This window comes from Photobacterium sp. HL06 (assembly GCF_059552575.1).
Map to the genome: position 1 here is coordinate 1,063,215 of NZ_CM183914.1, position 26,332 is coordinate 1,089,546.

The following is a 26,332-nucleotide window of genomic DNA, read 5'->3' on the forward strand; positions in this document are numbered from 1 at the left end:
TGTGCAAGGTAAGCAATTAAGCTAGCCTAATTCGTTCACAGGAAAGTAAGTAGACAGATCGGGAATTTCATATGCGCACCCAATATTGTGGTCACCTGAACAAGTCCCTAGCAGGACAAACAGTAGAGTTATGCGGCTGGGTTAATCGTCGCCGTGATTTAGGCGGTCTTATCTTTATCGATATGCGAGATCGTGAAGGTATTGTTCAGGTAGTTGTCGACCCGGATATGAAAGACGTATTCGACGTGGCTAACCAACTGCGCAACGAATTCTGTATCCGCCTGACCGGTGAAGTACGTGAACGTCCAGAGAGCCAAGTCAACAAAGACATGGCGACGGGTGAAGTTGAGATCCTGGCAAGCGGCCTGGAAATCATCAACCGTTCAGACGTACTGCCACTAGACTTCAACCAGAAGAACACTGAAGAGCAGCGTCTAAAGTACCGTTATTTGGATCTTCGCCGTCCAGAAATGAGCGATCGCATCAAGCTGCGTGCGAAAGCATCTAGCTTTGTTCGCCGTTTCCTTGATAGCAATGCGTTTCTGGATATCGAAACACCAGTACTGACCAAAGCGACACCAGAAGGCGCCCGTGATTACCTGGTACCGAGCCGTGTACACAAAGGTAGCTTCTATGCATTGCCGCAGTCACCACAGCTATTTAAGCAGCTGCTGATGATGTCTGGTTTCGATCGCTACTATCAGATCGTGAAATGTTTCCGTGATGAAGATCTACGTGCTGACCGTCAGCCAGAATTCACTCAGATCGATATCGAAACCTCATTCATGTCTGCCGAGCAAGTACGTGATGTAACTGAGCGTATGATCACTGAAATGTGGCAGGAGCTACTGAATGTTGATTTGGGTACTTTCCCTATCATGCCATTCGAAGAAGCAATGCGCCGTTTTGGTTCTGACAAGCCGGATCTACGTAACCCGCTTGAGCTGGTTGATGTGGCAGATCTTGTTAAAGACGTTGACTTCAAAGTGTTCTCTGGCCCGGCTAACGACGAAAAAGGTCGTGTTGCTGTGATCCGTGTACCTGGCGGTGCTTCTCTGTCTCGTAAGCAAATTGACGAGTACGGCAAGTTTGTCGGTATCTACGGTGCAAAAGGCCTGGCATGGATGAAAGTGAACGATCGCGAAGCGGGCTTCGACGGTGTTCAGTCTCCAGTTGCTAAGTTCCTGAACGAAGACGTTGTTGCCGGTATCCTTGACCGTACGCAAGCGCAGTCGGGCGATATCATCCTATTCGGCGCTGACAAGAAGCGTATCGTTGAAGAAGCGATGGGCGCACTGCGTCTGAAGCTAGGTGAAGATCTAGAGCTGACTGACAAGAGCGCATGGGCTCCGCTATGGGTTGTTGATTTCCCGATGTTCGAAGAAGACGACGAAGGCAACCTGCATGCAATGCACCACCCGTTCACCTCTCCGCTAGGCGTGAGCCCGGAAGAGCTGAAGGCAAACCCGGCTGGAACCAATTCTAATGCCTACGATATGGTTATCAACGGCTATGAAGTGGGCGGTGGCTCGGTACGTATCCACAATGCAGAAATGCAGTCTGCCGTTTTTGATCTTCTGGGTATTGAAGCCGACGAGCAGCAGCTGAAGTTCGGCTTCCTGCTAGATGCACTGAAGTTCGGTACGCCACCACATGCGGGCCTGGCATTCGGTCTTGACCGCCTGGTTATGCTGCTATGTGGCACCGAGAACATCCGTGATGTTATTGCATTCCCTAAAACAACAGCGGCATCTTGCTTGCTGACCGATGCGCCAAGTCTTGCTAACCCGGCAGCACTTGAAGAGCTGGCAGTAACTGTGTCTGTTGCTAAAAAAGAAGAAGCGAACCAAGAGTAATTGATTCGCATACTGGCCAGCCGTTATTCCATTTTATGGTAATCGGCTGGCCAGATTTATTTTGTGAAACTTGAAGCCACTTAGGCTACATATACGGAGCATGTCATGGCAGGTCACAGTAAATTCGCCAACATCAAACACCGTAAAGCAGCACAGGATGCTAAACGCGGTAAGATCTTCACTAAGCTAATCCGTGAAATTGTCGTTGCGGCCAAAGAAGGTGGCGCAGAGCCTGAAAACAACCCGCGTCTGCGTGCCGCCGTTGATAAAGCACTGTCAAACAACATGACGCGCGATACCATTAACCGTGCAGTTAGCCGCGGTGCTGGTGGTGAAGGCGACGAAGGCGTCGAAACCGTTATATACGAAGGTTACGGCCCGGCAGGTACGGCAGTCATGGTTGAGTGCATGACAGACAACCGTAACCGTACCGTTTCTGGCGTACGTCATGCATTCAGCAAGGCGGGTGGTAATCTTGGTACTGACGGTAGCGTAAGTTACTTGTTCGACAAGAAAGGGGTGATTTCCTACGAGTCGGGCCTAGATGAAGATGCCATCATGGAAGCGGCGCTGGAAGGCGGTGCTGATGACGTTGAAACCAACGACGATGGCTCAATCGACGTTTACACAACGCCAGCTGATTTCGGTACGGTGAAAGATGCGCTGGATGCGGCGGGCTTTGATGCTGCGAATGCAGAAGTAACCCTGGTTCCTTCCACCAAAGCGGATCTGGATGCTGGCACGGCACCTAAGCTAATGCGTCTGATTGATGCGCTGGAAGATCTTGATGACGTTCAGGAAGTTTACCATAACGGTGACATCTCTGATGAGGTTGCGGCGCAACTTTAAGTTTGTTAGGTCATAAGTTTACAAGATCATAAGCTTGCAGCAGCTTGCTTTTAAAGGAGCGTGGCTGAATGTCAGTCATTTTAGGGATTGACCCGGGCTCGCGAATTACTGGCTACGGCGTAATTCGGCAAGTAGGGCGGAACCTTGAATATCTTGGCAGCGGGTGCATCCGTACCTCTGTCGAGGATATCCCCGGCCGGCTTAAACAGATTTATGCCGGTGTCTCAGAAGTTATCACTCAGTTCCAGCCTGATTTTTTTGCTATCGAAGAAGTTTTCATGGGCAAAAACGCCAATTCAGCACTCAAGCTGGGCCAGGCTCGTGGGAGTGCCATTGTTGCCGCGGTAAATGCAGACTTGTCGGTGAGCGAATATGCGCCGCGTTTGATCAAACAAGCGGTTGTTGGGAGTGGCGGTGCAGATAAAGCGCAGGTACAGCATATGGTACGGTCAGTATTGAAACTGCCGGGCAAGCCCCAGGCGGATGCCGCCGATGCATTAGCCGTTGCGATTTGTCATGCACATACCTATAAGACATTGGTTGCAATGGCTGGCCAGGCGCAAAGTGCTCGTCGTGGGCGTTACCGATAACGTTCTATATAACAATGCTTTATAATTGTGCTCAACTAGGTGCATAGTGATACCTTGATCAAAAAAGCAGCCATTGGCTGCTTTTTTCTTTTGTTAAACTATTGTTTAATGGCATATATTGGTCGGAGGTCATACAAGTAACAATATTATTGATAAGGATATGAGAAATGACCCCTCTGGCGATCTGGCGAACCTTGTTTTTGCCTTCTTCGCATAGCTGGCAGGGAGAACATGCCCGTTATGTCGATACACTTCTATTTTTCACCCTGTTGTCCTTCTTTGTTGGGTGTTACAGCTTAATCAAATGGTTTAATCACGATCACTCGCTATTAGTGATGACGTCACTGCTGCTTATTGGTTGTGAGCTGATGGCCGGGGTTATTTTACGCCTGGTACAGGCACCGGGTTTGGCCCTGAATGTTGGTTTTTTCGGTATGGTCGCCCATGCGATGAATATCGTTTACCAGAGTGGCGGTATTGTGGTATCGACCCAGTCATTTTGGATGCCGCTGCTGATCATTGCCTGCTTCCTTGCTGCCAAACCTCTAATGGCCGCGCTATGGAGCGTATTTGTGATCATTGCCTCTGCCTGGATGATTAGCCTGCATTTATCAGGATACCCATTTCCGCAACTGGAGCTTACTGCATCAGCTGCAGCTGTTGAAGTGTGGTCAGGGATGCTCTTGCCGCTAGTGGTTATCGGTATAGCCCAGGCCTATACCGTTAAGCAGCGCCTGGCTGCGATTCAAACCTCGGAACAGGCGCAATTAACAAGCCAGCAGATAGCAGAGCAAGCCCAGCAGGGGGAGCAGCAGTTAACAACTGTGCTGGAGCAGGCGAGTGAGAATGCGAGTCAGCTGGGTCAGGTTGCTGAGCAGTTGGAGCAGCAGTCGGGCAACTTGCATCAGCAAGTGACAGGTTTGAACCTTAACTGCGAATCGCAAGCCAGTGCCGCCGAGCAGATGAGCCAGCAACTGGTGCAGATGACATCGGGTATTGATGAATCCGATCGGTTTGTTGGTGAGCTGAAAAGCCGTAGTGAAACCATTCGTGCCCAGGCTGAGAAAAGCTCTGCCTCACTGAGTGCATCGACAGAAGCAATTGCCCAGATCCTTAGCAGTAATGCAGAGATAATGAAGGTGGCGGATTTAATTACCTCGGTGGCCGATCAGACCAATTTGCTGGCACTCAATGCTGCCATCGAAGCGGCCCGGGCCGGGGATCAGGGACGGGGTTTTGCCGTGGTGGCGGATCAGGTACGTGAGCTGTCGGCGAAAAGTAATAGCTCGGCAGTAGAAATCCGCGCCCTGTTGGATAAAAGCCGCCAGGAAGTACAGCATGGTCAGGCGGTGATTGAAGCCAGTGCCATTGAGTTGTCAGGGATCATCGACCAAGTCAGCAGTATTTCAGGTGATGTGAACCAGCTGGCCGACATTATGGGCCACCAGGTCCATGCGTTGAAAGAGCTAAATACCGCCAGCAGTGAAGTTGCTAATGGGGTAGTGGAAACCAATCAGGTTTCTGATTCGGTGGCGATTCAGGGTTCGCAGCTGGCCGAACAAGTCGAAACCCTCAAGGCATTGGCTGATAGCCTCAATACCGTGGTCTCTGCCAGAGCCCATTCCCTCTAATAAACCCACCGCGATAACCTAAAAAAGAGCTGGATATATATCCAGCTCTTTACTATCCTAAAGCCTATTTTGTGAATCAATAAAGAGATGTTGCTGTGATTGGCCGACTACGTGGAACCATTTTAGAAAAACAACCGCCTGAAGTACTGCTTGAGGTCGGTGGTATTGGCTATGAAGTACAGATGCCGATGAGTTGTTTTTATGAACTACCGGAAGTTGGTCAGGAAGCGGTGATCTCTACCCACTTTATCGTCCGTGAAGATGCCCAGTTGCTGTATGGATTCAACAAGAAAAGCGAGCGAGAGCTGTTTCGCGAAGTCATAAAAGCCAATGGTGTCGGGCCAAAATTAGGCTTGGCAATTCTGTCGGCAATGACGGCCAGCCAGTTTGTCTTGAGTGTCGAAAATGAAGACATTACGACACTAGTGAAAATCCCGGGCGTGGGCAAGAAAACGGCTGAGCGGCTTGTTGTTGAGATGAAAGACCGCCTTAAGGGCTGGGGAGAAGGGGATCTATTTACCCCGGCATCAGATACAGCAGCATCAAATGCATTAGTCGAAGAGCATTCGGCAGCGCGCGCAGAAGATGAGGCAGTCAGTGCCTTGATTGCACTGGGCTATAAACCGCAACAAGCATCGAAAGTCGTTTCCCAGGTAGCGCAGCCGGATATGACCAGCGAAGCGATGATCCGCGATGCATTGCGCTCGATGGTTTAAGGTGTAACCCCCTATGATTGAAGCTGATCGACTCGTATCCAATGATTTTCCGGTTACTCGCGAAGATGACATTATTGACCGTGCTATCCGGCCTAAGCTGCTGGAAGATTACCAGGGCCAGGATCACGTTCGTGATCAAATGGAAATCTTTATTAAAGCGGCCAAGCTGCGTGATGAAGCCCTGGATCATTTATTGATTTTCGGCCCTCCCGGCCTGGGTAAAACCACATTGGCAAATATTGTCGCCAATGAAATGGGGGTGAGCATTCGTACGACTTCTGGCCCGGTATTGGAAAAGGCCGGTGATGTGGCCGCGTTGTTGACCAACCTTGAAGAAAACGATGTGCTGTTCATCGATGAGATCCACCGTCTGAGCCCGCAGGTAGAAGAAGTGCTGTATCCGGCCATGGAAGATTACCAGCTGGATATCATGATTGGCGAAGGGCCAGCAGCGCGTTCGATTAAGATTGATCTGCCGCCGTTTACCTTGATTGGCGCCACAACACGTGCAGGGTCGCTGACGTCGCCATTGCGCGATCGTTTTGGTATCACTCAGCGTCTCGAATATTACAAGGTTGATGATCTGAAAGATATCGTCAAGCGAAGCTCAAATTGCCTAGGCCTGTCGATGGAAGAACAAGGTGCGCTGGAAGTGGCGATGCGTGCTCGCGGAACGCCGCGTATTGCTAACCGGCTGCTGCGCCGTGTGCGCGACTATGCCGAGGTAAAAGGCAACGGCCATATCTGTCCGGATATTGCGGCCAAGGCATTGGATATGCTTGATGTCGATAGCAGTGGATTTGACTATATGGACCGCAAGCTGTTGATGGCGATCATCGATAAGTTCATGGGCGGCCCGGTCGGGCTGGATAACTTGGCAGCTGCCATTGGTGAAGAAAAAGATACCATTGAAGATGTCCTGGAGCCGTATTTGATCCAGCAGGGCTTCTTGCAGCGAACCCCTAGAGGCCGTATTGCGACCAACCGTGCCTACCTGCATTTTGGATTTGATATTCCGCAATCCTGAACCGGGAGCAGGAAAGAAGTATTTAAGATGTAATAAAAACGAGGCCCAAAGGCCTCGTTTTTTTTTGCTATTTCCAGAGCGCACACTAATCGTTCAACTTATTTCTGTCCCGTTTACATAACATTGACATTTCAAGCGATGCAGATGCTATCTGTCATGCCTAAAAAGTTATCTCATGTCGATCAGTGGGGTGTTCTTGAGCACTTTTTAATGATTGCTTTTGTACAACTCAGCAAAAGCTGGTTGGTATAGAGCAATAATTTTTTCAAAAATACGAGCCATAACTACTTCCTCAATCTTAAATTAATGTGTTGGGGAAACAGCATACAACCCGCCTAAAAGACGACTTTTACTGTCTGGGCGGCTTAATCTGTTTCTGCTGCTGATTATAGATATTTATTTGTATGGCAAAAGCGATATAAATTTTAGTTTGGCATTAGTTTTTTTAATGAAAAAGTTTTAAGTTTACAACCTCAGTAATTGACATTATTTACGTTTTATAGCGGCTTACCCCAGCTATAACTCGCCATTTTGCTCGGTACTAGGCCTGTTTTTTCTAACTCAGAAAGCTAGTCAATATGACGATTTAAAACAGAATGTATTTGTATGTTAATTGGGTATTTATAGTATGAAAGATAGTGTTTTTTCCTATACACAGAGTGTTTTAGCTTGTTTTAACTAGGCTTGATCTATATCAATTAATATTGATGCGTATAATTTTTGAGCGGTATTTATTGATATTTATCAAAGCAAATTCTGAGATAAATAGATTGAGCAGGGCAAAGAATACCAGTAATATTAGCAATGACTTTATTAGCTGTAGCTTAACAACAAATTAACTAGTTTGGCACACAACTGCAACATAGAAAGGAAGCCATTAATTATTAAAACAAATGGCTACCAGGAAGGTGACCTAATAAGCGGTTTGTAAGCTACATTTTGCTAAGCCCAACCATCGGTACACTGTGTAGTACTGTCGTCAGTCAGCCTGACGAAAAAAGGAGTTCTCAATGTTCACTGATATCGTCGAACTATCGCGGTTACAGTTCGCATTTACTGCGATGTATCACTTTTTGTTCGTCCCATTGACTCTGGGGATGGCGTTCCTACTAGCCATCATGGAGTCCGTTTATGTAATGACCGGAAAGCAAATCTACAAGGACATGACTAAGTTCTGGGGTAAGCTTTTTGCGATTAACTTTGCTCTGGGTGTGGCTACCGGCCTGACCATGGAGTTCCAGTTTGGTACAAACTGGGCCTACTATTCCCACTATGTCGGCGACATCTTTGGTGCCCCTCTGGCCATCGAAGCCCTGATCGCATTTTTCCTTGAATCTACCCTTGTCGGCCTATTCTTCTTTGGCTGGGATCGCCTGTCTAAGCGTCAGCACCTGGCTGTCACTTGGCTGGTTGCTCTTGGTTCTAACTTCTCGGCATTGTGGATCCTTATCGCAAACGGCTGGATGCAGAACCCTGTAGGTGCAGAGTTCAACTTCGAAACCATGCGTATGGAAATGGTGAGCTTTGCCGAAGTGGTAATGAACCCAGTTGCTCAGGTGAAGTTTGTTCACACTGTCGCGTCTGGCTATGTCTGTGGTGCGATGTTCATCATGGGTATCAGTGCCTACTACATGCTTAAAGGCCGTGATATTCCGTTTGCCCGCCGTTCTTTCGCCATTGCTGCTTCTTTCGGTATGGCATCAATCCTATCGGTTATCGTGCTGGGTGATGAATCTGGCTATGAGCTGGGTGATGTTCAGAAAACCAAGCTGGCGGCGATTGAAGCCGAATGGCACACAGAAGAAGCACCAGCCGCGTTTACGTTGTTTGGTATTCCTAACCAGGAAACCATGCACACTGACTACGCAGTGAAGATCCCTTATGTGATGGGTATCATCGCTACGCGATCTTTTGATACTGAAGTCACGGGCCTTCGCGACCTAAAAGCCGAACACGAAGTGCGTATCCGTAACGGTATGGTGGCGTACGGCCTGCTTGAGAAGCTACGTGCCGGTGAGAAGACACCTGAAAACATTGCCGCTTTCGATGAAGTGAAGCATGACCTAGGTTACGGCCTACTGGTTAAGCCGTATGCAGACAGTGTTGTTGATGCCACAGATGCAGATATTGCTCAGGCGGCAGATGATTCAATTCCTACCGTTTGGCCGCTATTCTGGAGCTTCCGAATCATGGTGGCGTGTGGCTTCTTGATGCTCGGTATCATTGGTGCCGCATTCATTCAGACTTGCCGTCATAAGATCACTGGCAACCAGTGGGTGCTGAAAGCAGCATTGCTAGGTATTCCCCTGCCTTGGATTGCGATTGAAGCCGGATGGTTCGTTGCCGAGTACGGTCGTCAGCCATGGGCGGTGGGTGAAATTCTGCCGGTATCGATGGCAGTATCGAACCTGTCAGCATCGGACATCATTACTTCAATGCTGGCAATCCTTGGCTTGTATACGGTATTCCTGATCGCTGAAATGTACTTGATGATCAAGTTCGCTCGTCTAGGTCCAAGCAGCCTGAAAACAGGTCGTTACCACTTTGAAACTACTGATGCACCACAGAATGTGGTATCGCGTCAGGTTGATGCGTAATCAGGGAGAAGTAAGCAATGTTTGAATATGAAGTATTGCGATTTATCTGGTGGCTGCTGATCGGTGTGCTCTGCATCGGTTTCGCAATCACAGATGGTTTTGATATGGGTGTGGGTGTGCTGTCTAACATCATTGGTAAGACAGACACCGAGCGCCGTGTAATGATTAACTCGATTGCCCCGCACTGGGACGGCAACCAGGTTTGGCTGATCACAGCAGGCGGTGCATTGTTCGCAGCATGGCCGCTGGTGTATGCAACGGCATTCTCTGGTTTCTACCTGGCGATGCTGGTGACGCTGGCCGCACTTTGGCTACGTCCTCTTGGTTTTGATTACCGTTCTAAAATTGAGAGCCCACAATGGCGCAGCGCATGGGACAAGGCGATCTTTGTCGGTAGCTTTGTACCACCAGTGATCTTCGGTGTGGCATTTGGTAACTTGCTGCAGGGTGTCCCTTTTGAGCTAAGCGATCTGTTGATCCCAACGTACAAAGGCTCTTTCTTCGGCCTGCTTAATCCGTTTGCACTGCTGTGCGGTATCGTCAGCATTCTGATGATCACCACTCAGGGCGCGGCTTACCTGCAGATGAAAACCACTGACGAGCTTCGCCAGCGTGCACGTAATGTTGCGCCGCTGACGGCAATTGGAACAGCGGTGTGTTTTGCTATCGCTGGCTTCTGGGCACAGAGTATCGAAGGTTATGTGATCACATCCGAGATCGTGACCAATGGTCCGTCGAACCCGCTGGCAAAAGAAGTGATGCGCCAGTCCGGTGCGTTATTCGCCAACTTTGATGCCTACCCGCTACTGTGGATTGCACCTGCGCTAGCCGTTGTAATGCCGCTGCTGACAGCGATTGCATCACGTGCAAACCGAGGTGGCTTTGCCTTCCTGACATCAAGTTTGACCATGGCGGGTGTGATCCTGACATTTGGTTTTGCCCTGTTCCCGTTCGTCATGCCATCAAGCCTGGTACCGAACCATAGCCTGACAATGTGGGACTCAACGTCGTCTGAGCTGACGCTGAATATCATGACAGGTGTTGCTTTCGTGATGGTGCCTATCATCCTGGCGTACACCTCTTGGTGTTATTACAAAATGTTTGGCCGTCTTGATAACAAGTTTATCGAAGACAACAAGACTTCACTGTACTAAGGAGACAGACTATGTGGTATTTCGCTTGGATTCTAGGTGTTCTGCTAGCCTGCTCTTTCGGTATCATCAATGCCCTGTGGCTTGAGACAACCGAAAATATGGATGAGAACGGTGAGTAAGATCGATCACTGGGTGGAGTGTGGCCACCAGCTGTTGGATAACGGGCTACTGCGCCTGTTAGCCATGGCCCTGGCACTATCGGCAGCAGGGCTGGTGATATGGGAGCCAACACTCTTTGCTCAGGCGATTGGTGGATTCGGACCGGTGATCTCACCAGCCCTGATATGGGCAACATGTACAGCAATGATCTACGGTGTCGGCTTTGTGCCGTACCGCTGGTACTGGCAGGTGTTCTTCACCCCGTATTTCGCATTGCCTATTTTGTCTTATATCATGTGGTTACGTTTGTTCTCGTCGTAGCAATAGCTGAGTACGAGGCAGACAAAAAATGACAAAATTGAAACAGCCCGTTACGAATCAGTAATGGGCTGTTTTTTTATGCACTTAAGTGACTGCTGGTGCCAGTGGCGAGCGGCTGGAATGAATATTATTTCACCATCCATTCATTATTTCCACGAACGAAATGACAAGCCTGTCAAAAAATCAACGGTTTTGTGCGTGTTGGCAAATGTGGCGTTTCATAATGCCTTTCAACTTCGGTATAGTAAGCCACTAATTGAAATATGGGGCGGTAGCTGATGCTGGCCGCAGTGTGATTGCATGGAAACCCGATGACCGAAGAAAATGCCTTTGAATGGCCAATCACTGTCTACTACGAAGATACCGATGTTGGTGGGATTGTATACCACGCCAACTATTTAAAATTTTTTGAACGGGCAAGAACGGAACTCTTCCGCAGCCATGATGTCAGTTTACAGGCATTATTTGAACAGAATGTTAGCTTTGTGGTGCGCCATATCGAGATCGACTACCTCAAAGGGGCGAAGCTTGATGATCGGCTGGTGGTAAGAACCTGGCCGAGGAACATTCGCCGGGCCTCAATCGAATTTTGTCAGGTTTTAGTAAACAATGCAGGCCAAACCTTGTGCAAAGTGATGGTTCAGGTAGCCTGTGTCCATCCTGAAACCATGAAACCTATTCAGATCCCAGAATATATTAAGTCGGAGATATCTAAGTGACTGCTGAACTATCGATTTTAGATCTTTTTTTACAGGCCAGCCTGCTTGTTAAGATCGTGATGCTTATTCTACTAGGTATGTCGATTATGTCCTGGGCGATGATTATCAAACGCTCCTCGGTACTATCGAATGCCGCTTCAAAAGCCGAACGTTTCGAAGACCGTTTTTGGTCGGGCATCGATTTGTCTCAACTCTACCAGGAAGTGCAGGCAAGAAAAGACAGCCTGACAGGCTCCGAGCAAATTTTCCACGCCGGGTTTAAAGAGTTTGCCCGCCTGCACCGCAGCAACGGCAAAGTGCCGGAAGCGGTGATGGAAGGAACGGGACGAGCAATGCGTGTTGCGCTATCCCGTGAAGTTGATGATATGGAAACTAACCTGCCATTTTTGGCTACCGTCGGCTCGATCAGCCCGTATATTGGCCTATTCGGTACGGTATGGGGGATCATGCACGCCTTTATTGCGTTGGGTGCCGTGAAGCAGGCCACGCTGGCGATGGTCGCTCCAGGTATTGCCGAAGCACTGGTTGCAACCGCGATGGGCTTGTTTGCCGCGATCCCTGCCGTGATGTTCTACAACAAACTGACTAACCAGGTTTCTAAGCTAGAGCACACCTACGCCACTTTCATGGAAGAGTTCTCAAGTATTCTTCACCGTCAGGCATTTGCCGCGGCGCAGGAGTAATAAGCCATGGCTTATCAACCGAAAAAGCGCAAAATGACAGCGGAGATCAACGTTGTTCCCTATATCGATGTAATGCTGGTATTGCTGATCATCTTTATGGTGACCGCGCCTTTTGTAACACAAGGGGTAGATGTTGAGCTACCGTCAACCCAGACGGCTAAAACAGCAGCTGAGCTGGTCGGTGATGAAAACAGTAGCGCACCGATCATCGTTGAAGTTGACCAGGACGGTAACCTGGGCCTGAGTGTCGATAATGGCGAGATGATGCGCGGCCTAAGGCTGAACGACTTGTTAACCCGTGTCCGGGCCGAGCTACAGCTGAACCCGAAATCGACAGTCTTGGTGGGAGGAGATAGCCGTGCGCCATATTCTTTCATTATCGAGACGCTGGATGCATTGAATCAGGCTGGAGTGGGTTCTGTGGGTCTGATGACCGAACCTTTAGAGAAGTAGGCAGGCAAGCAGGATGAAAAACAATAATTACAGCGCTGCCGTCATCATATCGTTACTTCTTCATGGGTTACTGTTAGCGGCGCTGTTGTGGGGAACGGACTTCACCATGGACAAGCCTAAGACGTCAGGCAATACGATCAAAGCGGTTGTCGTTGACCCTGCGCTGGTCAGCCAGCAAGCAAAGCAGATCCGCCAGCAACGTGATGTGGCGAAGAAAGCAGAGCAGGATCGCCTGAAGCGACTCGAGCAACAAGCTGAAGCGCTAGAGCAGCAGCGACAGGCTGAAGAGAGAAAGTTGCGTCAGCTAAAAGCCGACAAGCTTAAGGCTGAAAAAGATGCGCGTGCGGCAGAAGCTGAACGCAAGCGGGTTGCCGCCGAGCAAAAGAAAGTTGCCGAGGCAAAACGCAAGGTTGAAGAAGAGAAGCGCCGAGCAGATGAAGCGGCCCGACTTTCTCGGGAGCAAGCGGCAAAAGCAGAAGCTGAGCGCAAGAAACAGTTAGTGCAGCAGCGCAAGGCTGAAGAAGCCAAACGCAAGGCTGTAGAGGAGAAGCGCCAGGCAGAAGCTGCCGCGCGTAAGGCAGAGGAAGAGCGACAGGCAAAAGTTGCCGCGAAGAAAAAAGCAGATGAAGCCGCCCGCAAGGCGGAAGAAGAGCGCAAGGCAAAAGTAGCCGCGAAGAAGAAAGCAGAAGAAGCCGCCCGCAAGGCGGAAGAAGAGCGTAAGGCAAAAGTAGCTGCGAAGAAGAAAGCAGAGGAAGCCGCCCGCAAGGCAGAAGCGGCCCGTAAAGAAGCAGAGCGTAAAGCTGCGGAAGCTCGTGAATTGCAACGACAGCAAGAAGCGGCGCTCAATGATATGTTTGCGGGACTGGAAGCCGAAACTGAGCAGCGCGGCGGTGCCCGCGGCCAGTTTGTGGCTGACGAAACTAACCGTTACGGTGCCATCTATACTCAGATGATCCAGCAAAATTTGCTAAAAAATGACAGTTTGACAGGCAAAGAATGTGATGTGAGTATGCGCCTTTCTTCAACTGGGCTAGTTCTTGATGTGTCAAGTTCAGGCGGAGACACGAATGTTTGTCGTGCGGCGAAAGCGGCGGTGGTAAAAATTAGCCAGTTCCCAATGCCGAAAGATCCGGCCGTTGTTGACGAACTTCGCAGTATAAAATTGCTTGTAAAATTGTAGTAAGCCCACAATGATGAAGGAGTTGTTATGAAACGTTGGGTAATGGGCTTGTGTATTGCTCTTCTGAGTTTTAGCCAAATAGCACAAGCTGAATTGGAATTGGTGATCACCGAAGGTATTGATTCAGCCCGTCCAATTGGCGTGGTGCCATTTCAGTGGGAAGGTGAAGGCAGAATGCCAACAAACCTGTCTGCAGTCATTGCCTCCGACTTACGCCGTAGTGGTAAATTTAGCCCGGTAGCAACGAGTAAAATGCCGCAAACGCCTTATAGCGAAGATCAGGTCGATTATAATGCCTGGACTTCATTAGGGGTGGATGCGTTGGTGACAGGCAAGGTGAGCCTGAATGCCGATGGCAACTATGTGATTAACTACCAGCTGGTGGATGTGGTGCGTGGACAGCTCACCAGCGGTGATAGCCGGGGACTGCAGGACGGAAAGTTGGTACTGACTAAAGATCATGTACTTTATACAGGTCGTGCGGTTGTTAAAAAGAGCCGATTACGCAAGTATGCCCATCGAATTTCTGACATCGTTTATGAAAAGCTGACGGGAGAGAAAGGCGCATTCCTGACGAATATTGCCTATGTCGTGATTGACGATAAAGCCAAATATAAGTACCAGCTTCGCGTCGCTGACTACGATGGTTTTAATGAACGCCTTGCGTTGAAGTCACTGCAGCCGCTGATGTCGCCGTCATGGTCGCCTGATGGCAGTAAGCTTGCTTATGTCAGCTTTGAAAATAAGCAGGCGCAGATCTTCATCATGGATATTTACAAGGGCAGCCGTGAAATGGTCGCCTCGTTCCCGCGTCACAATGGTTCACCACGCTTTTCGCCTGACGGCAAACAATTAGCTATGGTGCTTTCTAAGAGCGGCAGTTTGCAGATTTATATTCTGGATCTGGACACCAAGAAAATGACCCAGGTTACCCGTGGTCGAGCTAACAATACTGAGGCGTTTTGGGATCCCGATGGTCAGAGTATGATCTTTACCTCAGACAGAGGTGGTAAACCCCAGATATATCGAGTAAATTTAGCAGACGGTTCGACTAAGCGCCTCACTTGGCAAGGAAGTCAGAACCTGGGTGGTCAATTGACGCCAGATGGACGGTTCCTGGTAATGGTACACAGATCAGAATCTGGGTATAACATTGCCAAGCAAGATCTAAAAACTGGTGCAGTTCAAATTTTAACGAAGACATTTTTGGATGAGTCGCCAAGTATAGCACCTAATGGCGGCATGGTGATTTACAGCTCAGTTAATGACAAATCCAACGAGCTGTCGTTAGTGTCGATTGACGGACGCTTTAAGGCTCGATTACCTGCGACGAACGGGCGGGTTAGGGCTCCCTCCTGGGGACCATTCCTATAACGTTCACCGTAATTAGCAATATAAAAGGAAAAAAATAATGCAACTGAACAAAGTTTTAAAGGGGCTGGCAATTGCGCTGCCAATGATCACTCTTGCTGCATGTAGCTCAACTGAAAGTACTGACAGCTCAGTGGCGTCTGAAACAACTACTGGTACTGGAACAGGTACAACTGCTACTGAGCAAACTACAGTTGCAACACCAGTAGAGGGCGGTTCTGCAGCGATGTCTGAGCAGGAGCTACGTAGCCAGCAGCTACGCCAGGAGCAAACTGTATACTTCAAGTTTGATAACGCTGAAATCCAGGCTGATTACCAGGATATGCTGACTGCCCACGCTGAGTACCTGCGCGACAACACTGCAGTTAACGTGATTGTTGAGGGTCACGCCGATGAGCGTGGCACGCCTGAATACAACATTGCCCTAGGTGAGCGCCGTGCAAGCGCGGTAGCTAAGTACCTACAGGCGCTTGGCGTATCAGCAAGCCAAATTTCTATTGTTAGCTACGGTGAGGAAAAACCTCTGGTACTAGGCCACTCCGAAACTGACTATGCTAAGAACCGTCGTTCGGTTCTAGTTTACTAATATAGGTAAACATGATGAGCAGTAACAAGATGCGTAGCCTCGCATTTACGTTGCTGGTTGGTGCGGCGACCCAGGTGGCCGCCGCACCTGCTCCCGTTACTGAGCTAAAAGGTGACAGTGCGCAGGGTGGTGATAGCCTTGCGCGCCTGGAGCGTATGATTGAGGCGCGAAATCAGGTGCAGCTCGATATGCAGCGTCAGCTGGATCAGCTTGCATCTGAAATGGATGAACTACGTGGTATTGTTGAGCGCAACAGCTATGACCTGAGTCAGATGCTGGAGCGACAGCGAGAGCTTTACCGTGAAGTGGATGCATTAAGCCGCCAGCCTCAGAAAGAAGTCGAGGATACATCGAAATCCGATCCGGCTTCTACTGAGACGTATACCAGTAACGTCAGTGAAAACGAAGCGTATGAAAAAGCGGTTAACCTGATCCTCAAGGAAAAGGATTACCCGGGTGCGGTTAAGGCGTTTCAGGGATTCTTGTCGAGTTACCCAGAATCTGTGTACAAGCCTAATGCCCACTATTGGTTGGGACAGCTTTACTTTACCCAGAATCAGCTAGCAGAAGCCGGCGAACACTTTAATGCCGTTGCCAGCTATAGTGATTCTAACAAGCGTGCTGATGCCATGCTGAAGCTAGGTGTGATCGCAGAGCGTAGCAAAAAGCCTGATGATGCCAAGAAGCTCTATCAGGAGGTGATCAACCTCTACCCTGACTCGACCAGCTCCCGCCAGGCAGAACGTAACCTCAAAGCGCTTGCCAAGTAATACGTAGTTATAGATAAAGGCCAGTTTTTACTGGCCTTTTTTGATCCTGCCAATAGTGAAGAACAGTGAGATAGCCAGAAAGGTGATTATTTCAACGTTTGCGGTGTATAATGCTCGGATTAGTAAGGACGAGCTGATAGAGCAATCGAGAAATGAGCCTAACATTTGATCCCTCTGAAATGGTATACCCATTTCCACCCAAGCCAATGCCGCTAACTGCTGAAGAGCAGCAGGCATACAAAGCGAAAATCAAAACCCTGTTGAAGGAAAAAGACGCGGTTTTGGTTGCCCACTATTATACCGATCCTGAGATCCAGGCGCTGGCGGAAGAGACTGGCGGGTTTGTCGGTGATTCTTTGGAAATGGCCAAATTCGGTAACCAGCACCCTGCAAAAACACTGGTGATTTGTGGTGTGCGTTTTATGGGAGAGTCGGCAAAGATCCTGACTCCGGAAAAACATGTGCTGATGCCAACACTCGAAGCCGAGTGTTCTCTGGATCTGGGTTGCCCTGCAGACAAGTTCTCTGAGTTTTGTGATGCTCATCCTGACCATACTGTCGTCGTGTATGCCAACACATCTGCAGCGGTGAAAGCCCGCGCTGATTGGGTCGTGACATCTAGCATCGCGCTGGAGATTGTCGAGCATCTCGATAGCGAAGGCAAAGACATTATTTGGGGCCCGGACCGTCACCTTGGCTCTTACATCCAGAAGCAGACAGGCGCTGACATGCTGTTGTGGCAGGGCGAATGTGTCGTTCATGACGAGTTCTCGGCCAAAGCACTGCATGACATGAAGAACTTGTATCCTGATGCGGCGATCCTTGTTCACCCTGAGTCGCCAGCCAGTGTGGTCGCATTGGCGGATGCCGTAGGCTCGACCAGCCAGCTGATCAAGGCGGCGAAGACGTTGCCGAACAAGCAGCTGATTGTGGCCACCGATAAAGGCATTTTCTTTAAGATGCAGCAAATGGTTCCTGGCAAGGAGCTGATTGAAGCGCCGACGGCAGGTGCTGGCGCGACTTGTCGTAGCTGTGCACACTGCCCATGGATGGCAATGAATGGCCTGAAAGCGATTGAGCAGGGGTTACGTGAAGGTGGTGAGGAGCATGAAATTTTTGTGACTGACTCACTGCGGGAAAAGTCACTTATTCCATTGAATCGTATGCTTGATTTTGCTGCTGAGCTGCAATTGAAAGTGAAAGGTAACGCGTAATATCGCGGTACCTGCAAGAATAAAAATGGCGGCCAAATGGCCGCCATTTTTATGTGCTACAGTTTGGTATTTATTTAGATTGGTATGAATTAGGAATAGAAGCAAAATGAGCCAGACAATGTTAACTGTGGCATTGCCAATTGCACTCGCATGGATGATGTTTTGTGTCGGGATAACCCTGTCGGTCGCAGATTTTAAGCGGGTAGGACAGTTTCCGGGGCGGGTATTGCTCGGCTTGAGCGCCCAGTTGCTTGGGTTGCCGCTGCTGGCATTTGTTATGATTTGGCTGTTTGCGCTGCCAGAGCCTGTGGCTATCGGTTTGTGGTTATTGGCACTCGCACCGGGTGGGGCATCATCGAATGCCATTACCCATATGAGCGGAGGCGACTCAGCCCTCTCTATCACGATGACGGCGATAAGCAGCTTGATCATTCCGTTTAGTTTGCCATTGATGCTAGCACTGGTGGTTCCTGACACACAGCTGATCTTTCCTCTCAAGACTGCCATTTTGCAACTTGCCGCGGTAACACTGGTCCCGGTGTTGCTAGGAATGGCCATCAAGCATTGGGTGACGGGGAGTTGGTTTGAACGATTTTCTCAGTTTGCAGGCCGCTCGGCACTGGGCGCATTATTTCTTACCGTGATGGTGACAGTCGCAGCTAACTCCGGGGTTTTTCACCAGCTTTTGTCTTTCGCGTCGGTTGCTGCCGTCAGCTTGTGCCTGGCGGGAATGCTGCTAGGGGCTAGTGCAGCGAAATTACTCCGAGGCGATAAGGCATTGGTGAAAACGATGGCAATTGAAGTGGGGGTACAAAATGCCGGTACTGCAATTTTTGTTGCTGTCGTACAGCTGCAGCGACCTGAATTGGCGTTGACGCCGTTATTGTATGGGGTGCTGATGAACTTACCAGCATTTGTGATGATCTATTGGTACCAGCGGCGAAATTTGGTAAGAGCTTGGTAATTGATAGAATAAATTGATTATTTGGCGTAATGGTTACGGAAGGCAGTGGTAGCTGCGCTTCCGCAACGGTTCGGAGGCTCTTACTGCTCCTGAACCAGGGCTTTTGCTCGTAGCGTAAGGCCACAAAGCATCGTTGGTACAGAGGTGAAGATCTCTTCGAACTGGGCCAGGCCGTCAGCGCCTTCCTGGGATAGGGCCTCCATGGCATTCTCAGGATCATATAGTAGGCTGAAACACAGCAAAACCCCGCCAAGTAGTGCATTGTCTTCACTGTCTTCCGGCATGATAGTTTCCCAATCATCACGTGCCAGCTGCCAGCCTTGCAGTATGCCTTCAGCAAGCTCTCGGGTTGCTTCAGAAACAAGCTCCTTGTCATCAAGCTCACAGCCTTCCGGCCACTGCCATTGGCCCGTCAGTAGGGCTTCACGGCTTTGGTTCCACATATTCACGACTTCGTTGGCATAGTTCTCAAGCTCTTCATGGCTTGCAAATGGTGATGTTTCATCGCCACCCCATAGATATGCCAGCCACTCGGACGGGTCGATCAGGTGTGGGGCTGCTGCCATAGCGGTGACAAAACCACGTGTCTGTGCTTCAGACAACAGCTGATCAGCTAGTTGCGGATTTTGTAGTAACTCACTTAATGGTGAAGACATAGTACGATCTCAGTTGAGTAATGTGTTTTCCCTTCATGCCAATATTACCTGCTGCATAAAGTGTTAACAGAAATAGATAGAATAGTTGCTATGCGGGCTATTGTAGCAGCCTGGGTTGCTCTGCACAGCTTCGCCTAAGTTTTTATCGAGGTAAGTGCCTAAATTGTTGTAATAATATACACCTGATGGGGTTTTTATTGATTTCTATTGACCTTGCGCAGCCAGCGCACTATAGTATCGCTCCGTTGAGACGATAGGGTTCTATTGAAGCCTGATGCTCCAACGACAAACTGATGGTGAGGTGTCCGAGTGGCTGAAGGAGCACGCCTGGAAAGTGTGTATACGGCAACGTATCGAGGGTTCGAATCCCTCCCTCACCGCCATCTTTAGAAAAGCCGCCCTATGGGCGGCTTTTTGCGATCTTAAAGTCACTTCTTACTCTCCGCATTTCTGTTACGTTTACCACATCACACCACACACATCACCCGTACTGCGAGAACCCAAGCTTATAATCAGTAATAGAAAACTGACCGTATTCGGCTTAGTTTGTTTACTGTCATCCCTCTGGTAATACCTATACCAATCACTCCGGCATTCACTAATGGATAGGAAATGCCCACTTTCATTTTTGTTCTTTTATTTCACTTTTGACCCTAATTCTTAATCATCTATCAATATTTTGTGAGTAAATGGAATCGATAGTTGAAGGTTACATAGTGAAATCGAGTATGGTTTGGAAGTTTATGTGCTAGAAGTATTAGCCTTTGGCTGGTTGGTAGTCTTTATTGGTTATAGCGGCTAAAAAAACATTAAAATGTATAGCTTATCAGTCCTTAATGCGTGTTTGTGAAGTATTATGGCTGATGGAATAGAGTTGTTATCATTATTGGTTGCTTTATAAGTCCAATTTATTCATACAGTTAAAGTAATAACCTCCATTGTGTTCAGATATGCTTGGTCGATATCTTGAATAAAATACCATTCTCATATGGTATTTAATTCAATTTGGCAAATCACATGAGATAAGTTTGCTTATCTGGGGCTGACATGCGAAGTAAACTGATATTTTCACCACTACTGCCGTGAAATATTATAGTGAGGCACGTCAGTGCCGCCTTTGTAGCTATTCATGCCAAGTTTGGATTCAAAATCAGTTGTAAATTTACCAACAAATTAAAACTTTGGTATTTTATTTTGGTAAAAACCTGTTTTAATACGCAAATCAACTGGCTTACTGTTGAAAGTCCAGTGAAAGTGTCTTGATAATTATAATTTCATGGCCTAATTTTCTTATTTTGGAGGTTTGCGGTATGTCTGTTAAAGGTCAATTCAATGTGCGTAATGCGGCGGCTGATACCTTTGCTATGGTGGTTTTCAGCTTTATTACCGGCATGTTGATTGAAGTGTTCGTGTCAGGAATGACATTTGAGCAGTCTTTAGCATCGCGAACTTTATCGATCCCAGTCAATATTGCGATTGCCTGGCCATACGGTGTTTTCCGAGACTATGTGATCCGCAGTGGTTATCGTTTGTCTCCGGCCAACTGGATGAAGGGGCTGTCAGATATGGTTGCCTATGTGCTGTTTCAGTCACCTGTCTATGCTGGCATTTTGTGGGTAGTGGGTGCCGATATAGATCAAATTATCACAGCGGTAACCAGTAATGCCTTTGTTTCTGGTGCGCTCGGTGTATTTTATGGCCTATTCCTCGATAGCTGTCGCCGTATGTTCCGTGTACCAGGCTATTACCAGCAAGCATAATTACGGTTAAATATCGACACGATAAAGGCTCCCTCGGGAGCCTTTTTTGTTATTTACGCAGCAGTAGTTATTGTTAAGGCAATATGCAACTGGTTATACCTCCCAGGTGGAGGGGCAGTTTGCTCTTGTTTCGAAGTATTATGCTTATACTGACCTAAATTAAGCAGAACCATTTGATAATCATCAATTTTTGAAGCTCGTCAAAGTTTTGAGTTATATGTTATTCCTTGAGTGAACACTTCCATATACCACTGGTTTGTATGCCTATACTTCAGTATCCCTCTTGAAAGGGTATTTTTTAACTAAATCTGGCAGTGGGGCGCTATGGATAGAAGCCGTTTTTTCTTGATACCGATAGGACTTACGATTATTGCGGCTATTGGGTCGATATTGCTTGGCCAGGCAAGCCCCGTTGCTTATAGCGTCGCAGGTGTATTGGTTGTGAGCGGCTATTTTACTGCCCGATTTTTGCAATCTGGTCATGATGAGGCAATGACAGAGATCCGGGAACAGCAAAACGCCGAGTTATTGTATAAACAGCAACATGCGCAGAAAGAGCTGGCACAACTGATCGAGCTTTGCCTGCAGGTGCTACCAATATGGCAAAGGCAGCTTTGTACGGTAAGGCAACAGACCGAGACCGAAATAACCGCCTTGTCACAACGTTTTTCCGAAATTATTACCGAGTTGGATCTGACCGTAACAGAGTCTCAGAATGTCGCGGGTAGTGGGCAAGGCAGCGAAGAAAACGGCGTGATTGCGGTACTCAGTGACAGCGAAAAGCACTTGGCTCAGGTGATTGACTTACTGCGTTCTACCATGCAGGCCAAAGAAGAAATGCTGGCTCAGGTTCGTCATTTAGCGAGTTACACCGAAGAGCTCGACAATATGGCGGTAGATGTCGCCAAGATTGCGGAGCAGACTAACTTGCTTGCCTTGAATGCGGCGATAGAAGCGGCCAGGGCTGGCGATCAGGGGCGTGGTTTTGCTGTCGTGGCGGGTGAGGTGCGTAAACTGTCCCAACTTTCGGGTGAAACCGGTAAGCATATCCGCGACAAAGTCTCGATGATCAACCAGGCCATGGCCGATACGGTGAACATTGCCGAGCAGAGTGCGCAGCAAGATGCCCGGGCTGAAGCCGCTTCAGAAACCAATATCGAATCTATCCTGGCGAATTTCAAACAGCTGGCTACCGAGCTGAGTGAGTCAACCTCACTGCTGCAAGATAAAAACGTGGATATCCAGCAGGAGATCTCAGGTGTCATCGTCTCATTGCAGTTCCAGGATCGCGTTAGTCAAATAATGACCCAGGTAGAGATGAATCTGGATAAGCTGCAAGCCGAGATCACCGACTATGAGTCAGATCAGCATAATGACGAGGCCCACCGGCTTGATGTCACCAATTGGCTCAATGAGATGAAACGAGACTATGTGGCTCAGGAGCAACACCTCAACCATGACAAACACGAGGCGACCACTGCTTCCTCGCAAGATAGCGAGATAACCTTCTTTTAACCCTCGGAGAGTGCTATGGCAAAAACAATTTTGATTTTGGATGACTCGGCGCCGATCCGTCAGGTTGTCGGTATTGCCCTCAGAGGCGCTGGCTATGAGGTGATCGAAGCCAAGGATGGTATTGATGGCATCGACAAATTGGATGGCCAGAAGCTTAATTTGATCATTACAGATGTCAACATGCCAAGAATGGACGGTATCACCTTTGTCAAAGAGGTCAAAAAGATGCCTCGTTATAAATTTACGCCCATTATTATTCTGACTACTGAATCGCAGGACAATAAAAAGCAAGAAGGTAGGGCGGCGGGAGCCAAAGCCTGGGTTGTTAAGCCCTTCCAGCCACCTCAGCTGTTAGATGCTGTAGCCAAACTGATTTTGCCTTGAAGTGAGGGTTGCTGATGGATATCAACATAACGCAGGAAGAGACTGAGTCGGAATGCAAGCTGAGCTTCAGCGGCGAAATGTCTATTTATAATGCTGCTGAGCTAAAACCCCGTTTACTGGCTTATTTACACAATGCTCAATCACTGTCCCTTGATCTCACTGAAGTGAGTGAAATGGACACTGCTGGTTTGCAGCTGCTTTGGTTGTGCCAACAAGAAGCCGCTATAACAGGCAAGACGTTTTCTATTGCAGGGGCAAGCACTGCCGCCATGGAAGCCATTGCTTTGTTGCGGCTCGAACAGAAGCTTAATTTGCTACCCGTGTAGTTAACTGATTTTCATTGCTCCATGCTCTAGGAGGGAAAATGGAAGAGATGGAACATGCCCAAGAGATGTTTGTCGACGAGAGCCTGGATCTGCTCCAGGAGATGGAGTCGGCATTAAACCAGTTAAAAGCCGCTCCCGAAAACAGTGAGATGATCAATTTGGTCTTTCGGGCAGCCCATACCATTAAGGGGTCGGCCGGGTTATTCGGCTATGAAGGCATTGTCACTTTTACTCACACTGTTGAGAACGTGCTTGAGCAGGTTAGGGCCGGCGAGCGTTCTTGCGATGATGATTTGATTTCTACCTTGTTAGATTGCCGGGATCATATTGAAAGTTTAATTGAGCTGCTAGGTCGTGATGAAGCGCCGTACAACCAAGAGTTAGAGCAACGCGGCCAGGGGTTGTTGGCACGGTTAGTCGAGACGACAGCCATTCAGTCTAGTGGCACTCCGGTAACAGTAGTGCAGCATACCGAAGACAATTCTACGTCTTCTCAAGCGTGGGCTAACCAAGAAGTAGACAATGCTTACTGGCACATTTCCCTGCGATTTGGTCAGGATGTGCTGCGAAATGGCATGGATCCGCTGTCTTTCTTGCGCTATCTCACATCTTTGGGCGAGATTGTCGAACTCATCCCCTTGTTTCATTCCTTGCCGGGTAGCAGCCTCATGGATCCTGAGTCTTGTTATCTTGGACTGGAGTTGCAGCTCGATAGCGACGCAGATCATGCGACTCTGATGTCGGTCTTTGAGTTTGTGGCTGATGAGTGCCAGATCCACATTATTCCCCCCCATAGCGACCTTCAGCAATACGTGTTGTTAATGAACGAATTAGAGCAAGAGGCTGCCGAGTTAGGGGCAATACTCGTGCGTTGCGGTGCGTTGACACAAGATGAGCTTGCGCAGGCTAAGAACCCACCGAAGGAATTAAACCAGCCGGTTTTGCCAGTCGTTGAACCAGAGCCTTCTGTTGCATCTGTGCCAGATAATGAGTCAATACTGCCCTCAGTAGCTGCCGAACCAGAGAATAAATCTGCCAAGGTATCAGAGTCAAAACGCCAGGAAAGCCGCAGCCTGCGAGTAGATGCGCATAAGCTGGATCAGCTGATTAACCTGGTCGGTGAGCTGGTTATTGCCGGTGCCAATACCAGCTTGCTAGCCAGGCAAAACGGTGATCCTGAGCTGGTGGAATCGAGCGCGGTTGTTTCCTTGCTGGTCGAAGAGATCAGGGGATTGTCGCTGCACCTGAGAATGATACCGATAGATGACACATTTAAGCGTTTCCATCGCGTTGTACGTGAGATCAGCCGGGATTTGGGAAAAGAAATCCGGTTGAAAATTGAAGGTGGAGAGACTGAGCTTGACAAGGGAGTGGTAGAAAAAATCAATGACCCACTGATGCACCTAGTCAGGAATGCAATAGATCATGGTATTGAAGCCAAAGAAAAGAGGCAGGCAAAAGGCAAGGCCGCGACAGGCACCGTCACACTACGGGCTTATTACGATTCCGGCAGCATAGTGATTGAAGTTTGTGATGATGGAGGGGGCATTGATCCTGAGAAGGTTCGGGCCAAAGCCATCGAGAATGGGTTGATCAGTGCTGAACAGACATTGAGTGAGAAAGAGCTGCTGAGGCTGATCTTAGAGGCTGGCCTGACGACCAAAACCGCAGTGAGCGACCTTTCGGGCAGAGGGGTCGGCATGGATGTGGTTAAGCGCAACATCGAAGCATTGCAAGGCAGTATTGAAGTAGAAAGCAAAATCGATGAAGGCTCTTTGCTGCGCTTACGTTTACCCCTGACACTTTCTATTATCGATGGTTTTGCCGTCGGGGTGGGAACATCCAGTTATGTTATCCCTCTCGATGCGGTGGTGGAGTGTATCGAGTACAGCGAGCAGCTCAGTAAGAATGGCAATTATGTCAATCTTCGCGGTGAAATCCTGCCTTTTATTAACCTGCAGCAGCAATTTAACGAAAGTTATATCGACGTCAAGCAAAGAAATATTGTTGTGGTACAGAGCGGGGAACAAAAAGCCGGGTTCGTAGTTGATCAGCTGCAGGGTGAGCTGCAAACCGTCATCAAGCCGCTAAGCAAAATATTCTCGCATCTTAGCGGGATCAGTGGCTCAACCATTCTCGGCAGTGGCGAGGTTGCGATGATCCTTGATGTGCCCGCGTTGATCCGTAAGGCAGAGGCATGTCGCTCGTCTAGCTACCAAGAATATGAAAAGGCGGTGCCATAAGGTACTGACTGGTTAGCGGTAAAGGAAAGTACCGTGCTGGGTGCAAGGCCTAAAGGTTGCATTCAGAAGGGGGGAGGATTATGACGCAAAGTGTAAGTTTGGCAACGTCCAGAACTCAGGAGATTAAAGAGATAGATGTGGCGGAACAGCAGCAGTTTTTGACATTTTTACTGCGAGAAGAGCTGTTTGCTATCAACATTCATCCTATTAAAGAAATCATTGAGTATGGGCAGTTGACCAAGGTACCGATGGTTCCTGAGTTTGTTCGCGGGGTGATCAATGTCCGGGGCAACGTGGTGCCCATTATTGATTTGGCACTGCGCTTTGGCTGGCCAACCACACCAGTGACTAAGCGTAGTTGTATCGTGATTGTCGAGGTGGAAAGTGAAGGCGAGCCCCTTGAAATTGGGGTGGTTGTTGATGCTGTCAGTGAAGTACTTGATATTCTGCGCTCAGATATTGAGCCAGCCCCTAGCTTCGGTGCAAGGCTCCGAACAGATTTTATCGAAGGGATGGGAAAAGTAAATGATGAGTTCATCGTATTACTGAATGTCAGCCGAGTTTTGTCAGTTGATGAACTGTCATCACTAGAGGCGTTGCAGGAATAGGTATTGTGACGTAGTTGCTGTTGGTATCAATCAGACTATAAAAACAGACGATTTTTTTAA

General features: G+C 48.7%; 25 protein-coding genes, 1 tRNA gene and 1 pseudogene. 26 read left to right on the forward strand and 1 reads right to left on the reverse strand.

The window, feature by feature from the left end:
- The first annotated feature begins 71 nt into the window (after positions 1–71).
- The 19 genes from aspS to AC51G0_RS05345 all read left to right on the forward strand — a co-directional run bounded on the left by aspS (position 72) and on the right by AC51G0_RS05345 (position 18,780).
- Positions 72–1,856: an aspartate--tRNA ligase gene (gene aspS, locus AC51G0_RS05255; protein ID WP_496301012.1), complete on the forward strand. Its 1,785-nt coding sequence runs from the start codon at positions 72–74 to the stop codon at positions 1,854–1,856.
- Between the two features lie 105 nt (positions 1,857–1,961).
- Positions 1,962–2,705 (forward strand): YebC/PmpR family DNA-binding transcriptional regulator, encoded by a 744-nt coding sequence (locus AC51G0_RS05260; RefSeq protein ID WP_496301013.1) that lies wholly within the window; start codon positions 1,962–1,964, stop codon positions 2,703–2,705.
- A gap of 68 nt (positions 2,706–2,773) precedes the next feature.
- Positions 2,774–3,295, forward strand: a complete 522-nt coding sequence (ruvC, locus tag AC51G0_RS05265; protein WP_496301014.1) for a crossover junction endodeoxyribonuclease RuvC — start codon at positions 2,774–2,776, stop codon at positions 3,293–3,295.
- Positions 3,296–3,462: 167 nt separating this feature from the next.
- The gene (locus AC51G0_RS05270; protein ID WP_496301015.1) at positions 3,463–4,926 is read left to right on the forward strand and encodes a methyl-accepting chemotaxis protein; all 1,464 of its coding nucleotides are present in this window, start codon (positions 3,463–3,465) and stop codon (positions 4,924–4,926) included.
- Between the two features lie 95 nt (positions 4,927–5,021).
- Complete coding sequence (gene ruvA / locus AC51G0_RS05275; protein ID WP_496301016.1) at positions 5,022–5,642, forward strand: Holliday junction branch migration protein RuvA; 621 nt, start codon at positions 5,022–5,024, stop codon at positions 5,640–5,642.
- Positions 5,643–5,655: 13 nt separating this feature from the next.
- Complete coding sequence (gene ruvB / locus AC51G0_RS05280; protein WP_496301017.1) at positions 5,656–6,669, forward strand: Holliday junction branch migration DNA helicase RuvB; 1,014 nt, start codon at positions 5,656–5,658, stop codon at positions 6,667–6,669.
- Between the two features lie 1,010 nt (positions 6,670–7,679).
- The gene (gene cydA, locus AC51G0_RS05285) at positions 7,680–9,266 is read left to right on the forward strand and encodes a cytochrome ubiquinol oxidase subunit I (protein ID WP_496301018.1); all 1,587 of its coding nucleotides are present in this window, start codon (positions 7,680–7,682) and stop codon (positions 9,264–9,266) included.
- 17 nt (positions 9,267–9,283) lie between these two features.
- Positions 9,284–10,420 (forward strand): cytochrome d ubiquinol oxidase subunit II, encoded by a 1,137-nt coding sequence (cydB, locus tag AC51G0_RS05290; protein WP_496301019.1) that lies wholly within the window; start codon positions 9,284–9,286, stop codon positions 10,418–10,420.
- 11 nt (positions 10,421–10,431) lie between these two features.
- Positions 10,432–10,539, forward strand: a complete 108-nt coding sequence (gene cydX / locus AC51G0_RS05295) for a cytochrome bd-I oxidase subunit CydX (protein ID WP_075768376.1) — start codon at positions 10,432–10,434, stop codon at positions 10,537–10,539.
- Complete coding sequence (ybgE, locus tag AC51G0_RS05300; RefSeq protein WP_496301020.1) at positions 10,532–10,840, forward strand: cyd operon protein YbgE; 309 nt, start codon at positions 10,532–10,534, stop codon at positions 10,838–10,840. Before cydX ends, ybgE begins: the two co-directional genes overlap by 8 nt.
- A gap of 311 nt (positions 10,841–11,151) precedes the next feature.
- Positions 11,152–11,559 carry a tol-pal system-associated acyl-CoA thioesterase gene (ybgC, locus tag AC51G0_RS05305; protein ID WP_496301021.1) on the forward strand — a complete coding sequence of 136 codons (408 nt, stop codon included), beginning with the start codon at positions 11,152–11,154 and terminating at the stop codon, positions 11,557–11,559.
- Positions 11,556–12,242 (forward strand): protein TolQ, encoded by a 687-nt coding sequence (tolQ, locus tag AC51G0_RS05310; protein ID WP_496301022.1) that lies wholly within the window; start codon positions 11,556–11,558, stop codon positions 12,240–12,242. Before ybgC ends, tolQ begins: the two co-directional genes overlap by 4 nt.
- Positions 12,243–12,248: 6 nt before the next feature.
- Positions 12,249–12,695, forward strand: a complete 447-nt coding sequence (gene tolR / locus AC51G0_RS05315; protein ID WP_496301023.1) for a protein TolR — start codon at positions 12,249–12,251, stop codon at positions 12,693–12,695.
- Positions 12,696–12,708: 13 nt separating this feature from the next.
- Entirely contained in the window at positions 12,709–13,875 is a 1,167-nt protein-coding gene (gene tolA, locus AC51G0_RS05320) for a cell envelope integrity protein TolA (protein WP_496301024.1), read from the forward strand.
- 27 nt (positions 13,876–13,902) lie between these two features.
- Complete coding sequence (gene tolB, locus AC51G0_RS05325; protein WP_496301025.1) at positions 13,903–15,249, forward strand: Tol-Pal system beta propeller repeat protein TolB; 1,347 nt, start codon at positions 13,903–13,905, stop codon at positions 15,247–15,249.
- A 37-nt stretch (positions 15,250–15,286) separates the two neighbouring features.
- Positions 15,287–15,832: a peptidoglycan-associated lipoprotein Pal gene (gene pal, locus AC51G0_RS05330; protein ID WP_496301026.1), complete on the forward strand. Its 546-nt coding sequence runs from the start codon at positions 15,287–15,289 to the stop codon at positions 15,830–15,832.
- A 14-nt stretch (positions 15,833–15,846) separates the two neighbouring features.
- Positions 15,847–16,602 (forward strand): tol-pal system protein YbgF, encoded by a 756-nt coding sequence (gene ybgF / locus AC51G0_RS05335; protein ID WP_496301874.1) that lies wholly within the window; start codon positions 15,847–15,849, stop codon positions 16,600–16,602.
- A 152-nt stretch (positions 16,603–16,754) separates the two neighbouring features.
- Complete coding sequence (nadA, locus tag AC51G0_RS05340) at positions 16,755–17,816, forward strand: quinolinate synthase NadA (RefSeq protein WP_496301027.1); 1,062 nt, start codon at positions 16,755–16,757, stop codon at positions 17,814–17,816.
- A gap of 106 nt (positions 17,817–17,922) precedes the next feature.
- Positions 17,923–18,780: a bile acid:sodium symporter family protein gene (locus AC51G0_RS05345; RefSeq protein ID WP_496301028.1), complete on the forward strand. Its 858-nt coding sequence runs from the start codon at positions 17,923–17,925 to the stop codon at positions 18,778–18,780.
- 80 nt (positions 18,781–18,860) lie between these two features.
- Here AC51G0_RS05345 and AC51G0_RS05350 read toward each other — a convergent pair whose 3' ends face one another.
- Positions 18,861–19,436 carry a UPF0149 family protein gene (locus AC51G0_RS05350; protein ID WP_496301029.1) on the reverse strand — a complete coding sequence of 192 codons (576 nt, stop codon included), beginning with the start codon at positions 19,434–19,436 and terminating at the stop codon, positions 18,861–18,863.
- Between the two features lie 295 nt (positions 19,437–19,731).
- Between AC51G0_RS05350 and AC51G0_RS05355 the strand changes: the two genes are divergently transcribed.
- From AC51G0_RS05355 to AC51G0_RS05385, 7 genes and pseudogenes are all read left to right on the forward strand, one after another.
- Positions 19,732–19,819 (forward strand) — tRNA-Ser (locus AC51G0_RS05355).
- A 927-nt stretch (positions 19,820–20,746) separates the two neighbouring features.
- On the forward strand, positions 20,747–21,196 hold the full coding sequence (locus AC51G0_RS05360) for an L-alanine exporter AlaE (protein WP_496301030.1): 450 nt from the start codon (positions 20,747–20,749) through the stop codon (positions 21,194–21,196).
- 891 nt (positions 21,197–22,087) lie between these two features.
- A pseudogene (locus AC51G0_RS05365) lies at positions 22,088–22,381 on the forward strand (methyl-accepting chemotaxis protein); the annotation flags it as partial.
- A gap of 345 nt (positions 22,382–22,726) precedes the next feature.
- A complete protein-coding gene (locus tag AC51G0_RS05370) occupies positions 22,727–23,095 on the forward strand; it encodes a response regulator (protein WP_496301031.1) in 369 nt (122 codons plus the stop codon).
- Positions 23,096–23,109: 14 nt separating this feature from the next.
- Positions 23,110–23,421 carry an STAS domain-containing protein gene (locus AC51G0_RS05375; RefSeq protein WP_496301032.1) on the forward strand — a complete coding sequence of 104 codons (312 nt, stop codon included), beginning with the start codon at positions 23,110–23,112 and terminating at the stop codon, positions 23,419–23,421.
- 38 nt (positions 23,422–23,459) lie between these two features.
- On the forward strand, positions 23,460–25,664 hold the full coding sequence (locus tag AC51G0_RS05380; RefSeq protein WP_496301033.1) for a chemotaxis protein CheA: 2,205 nt from the start codon (positions 23,460–23,462) through the stop codon (positions 25,662–25,664).
- Between the two features lie 80 nt (positions 25,665–25,744).
- Positions 25,745–26,272 carry a chemotaxis protein CheW gene (locus AC51G0_RS05385; RefSeq protein ID WP_496301034.1) on the forward strand — a complete coding sequence of 176 codons (528 nt, stop codon included), beginning with the start codon at positions 25,745–25,747 and terminating at the stop codon, positions 26,270–26,272.
- Positions 26,273–26,332 lie beyond the last annotated feature (60 nt).

Coding starts and splice junctions, on each gene's coding strand:
- pal (WP_496301026.1), top strand. CDS start 15,287: ATGCAACTGAACAAAGTTTTAAAGGGGCTGGCAATTGCGCTGCCAATG.
- cydB (WP_496301019.1), top strand. CDS start 9,284: ATGTTTGAATATGAAGTATTGCGATTTATCTGGTGGCTGCTGATCGGT.
- AC51G0_RS05345 (WP_496301028.1), top strand. CDS start 17,923: ATGAGCCAGACAATGTTAACTGTGGCATTGCCAATTGCACTCGCATGG.
- AC51G0_RS05380 (WP_496301033.1), top strand. CDS start 23,460: ATGGAAGAGATGGAACATGCCCAAGAGATGTTTGTCGACGAGAGCCTG.
- ybgF (WP_496301874.1), top strand. CDS start 15,847: ATGAGCAGTAACAAGATGCGTAGCCTCGCATTTACGTTGCTGGTTGGT.
- AC51G0_RS05260 (WP_496301013.1), top strand. CDS start 1,962: ATGGCAGGTCACAGTAAATTCGCCAACATCAAACACCGTAAAGCAGCA.
- ruvB (WP_496301017.1), top strand. CDS start 5,656: ATGATTGAAGCTGATCGACTCGTATCCAATGATTTTCCGGTTACTCGC.
- tolB (WP_496301025.1), top strand. CDS start 13,903: ATGAAACGTTGGGTAATGGGCTTGTGTATTGCTCTTCTGAGTTTTAGC.
- tolA (WP_496301024.1), top strand. CDS start 12,709: ATGAAAAACAATAATTACAGCGCTGCCGTCATCATATCGTTACTTCTT.
- AC51G0_RS05270 (WP_496301015.1), top strand. CDS start 3,463: ATGACCCCTCTGGCGATCTGGCGAACCTTGTTTTTGCCTTCTTCGCAT.
- aspS (WP_496301012.1), top strand. CDS start 72: ATGCGCACCCAATATTGTGGTCACCTGAACAAGTCCCTAGCAGGACAA.
- tolR (WP_496301023.1), top strand. CDS start 12,249: ATGGCTTATCAACCGAAAAAGCGCAAAATGACAGCGGAGATCAACGTT.
- cydX (WP_075768376.1), top strand. CDS start 10,432: ATGTGGTATTTCGCTTGGATTCTAGGTGTTCTGCTAGCCTGCTCTTTC.
- AC51G0_RS05375 (WP_496301032.1), top strand. CDS start 23,110: ATGGATATCAACATAACGCAGGAAGAGACTGAGTCGGAATGCAAGCTG.
- AC51G0_RS05370 (WP_496301031.1), top strand. CDS start 22,727: ATGGCAAAAACAATTTTGATTTTGGATGACTCGGCGCCGATCCGTCAG.
- cydA (WP_496301018.1), top strand. CDS start 7,680: ATGTTCACTGATATCGTCGAACTATCGCGGTTACAGTTCGCATTTACT.
- nadA (WP_496301027.1), top strand. CDS start 16,755: ATGAGCCTAACATTTGATCCCTCTGAAATGGTATACCCATTTCCACCC.
- AC51G0_RS05360 (WP_496301030.1), top strand. CDS start 20,747: ATGTCTGTTAAAGGTCAATTCAATGTGCGTAATGCGGCGGCTGATACC.
- AC51G0_RS05350 (WP_496301029.1), bottom strand. CDS start 19,436: ATGTCTTCACCATTAAGTGAGTTACTACAAAATCCGCAACTAGCTGAT.
- AC51G0_RS05385 (WP_496301034.1), top strand. CDS start 25,745: ATGACGCAAAGTGTAAGTTTGGCAACGTCCAGAACTCAGGAGATTAAA.
- ruvC (WP_496301014.1), top strand. CDS start 2,774: ATGTCAGTCATTTTAGGGATTGACCCGGGCTCGCGAATTACTGGCTAC.
- ybgC (WP_496301021.1), top strand. CDS start 11,152: ATGACCGAAGAAAATGCCTTTGAATGGCCAATCACTGTCTACTACGAA.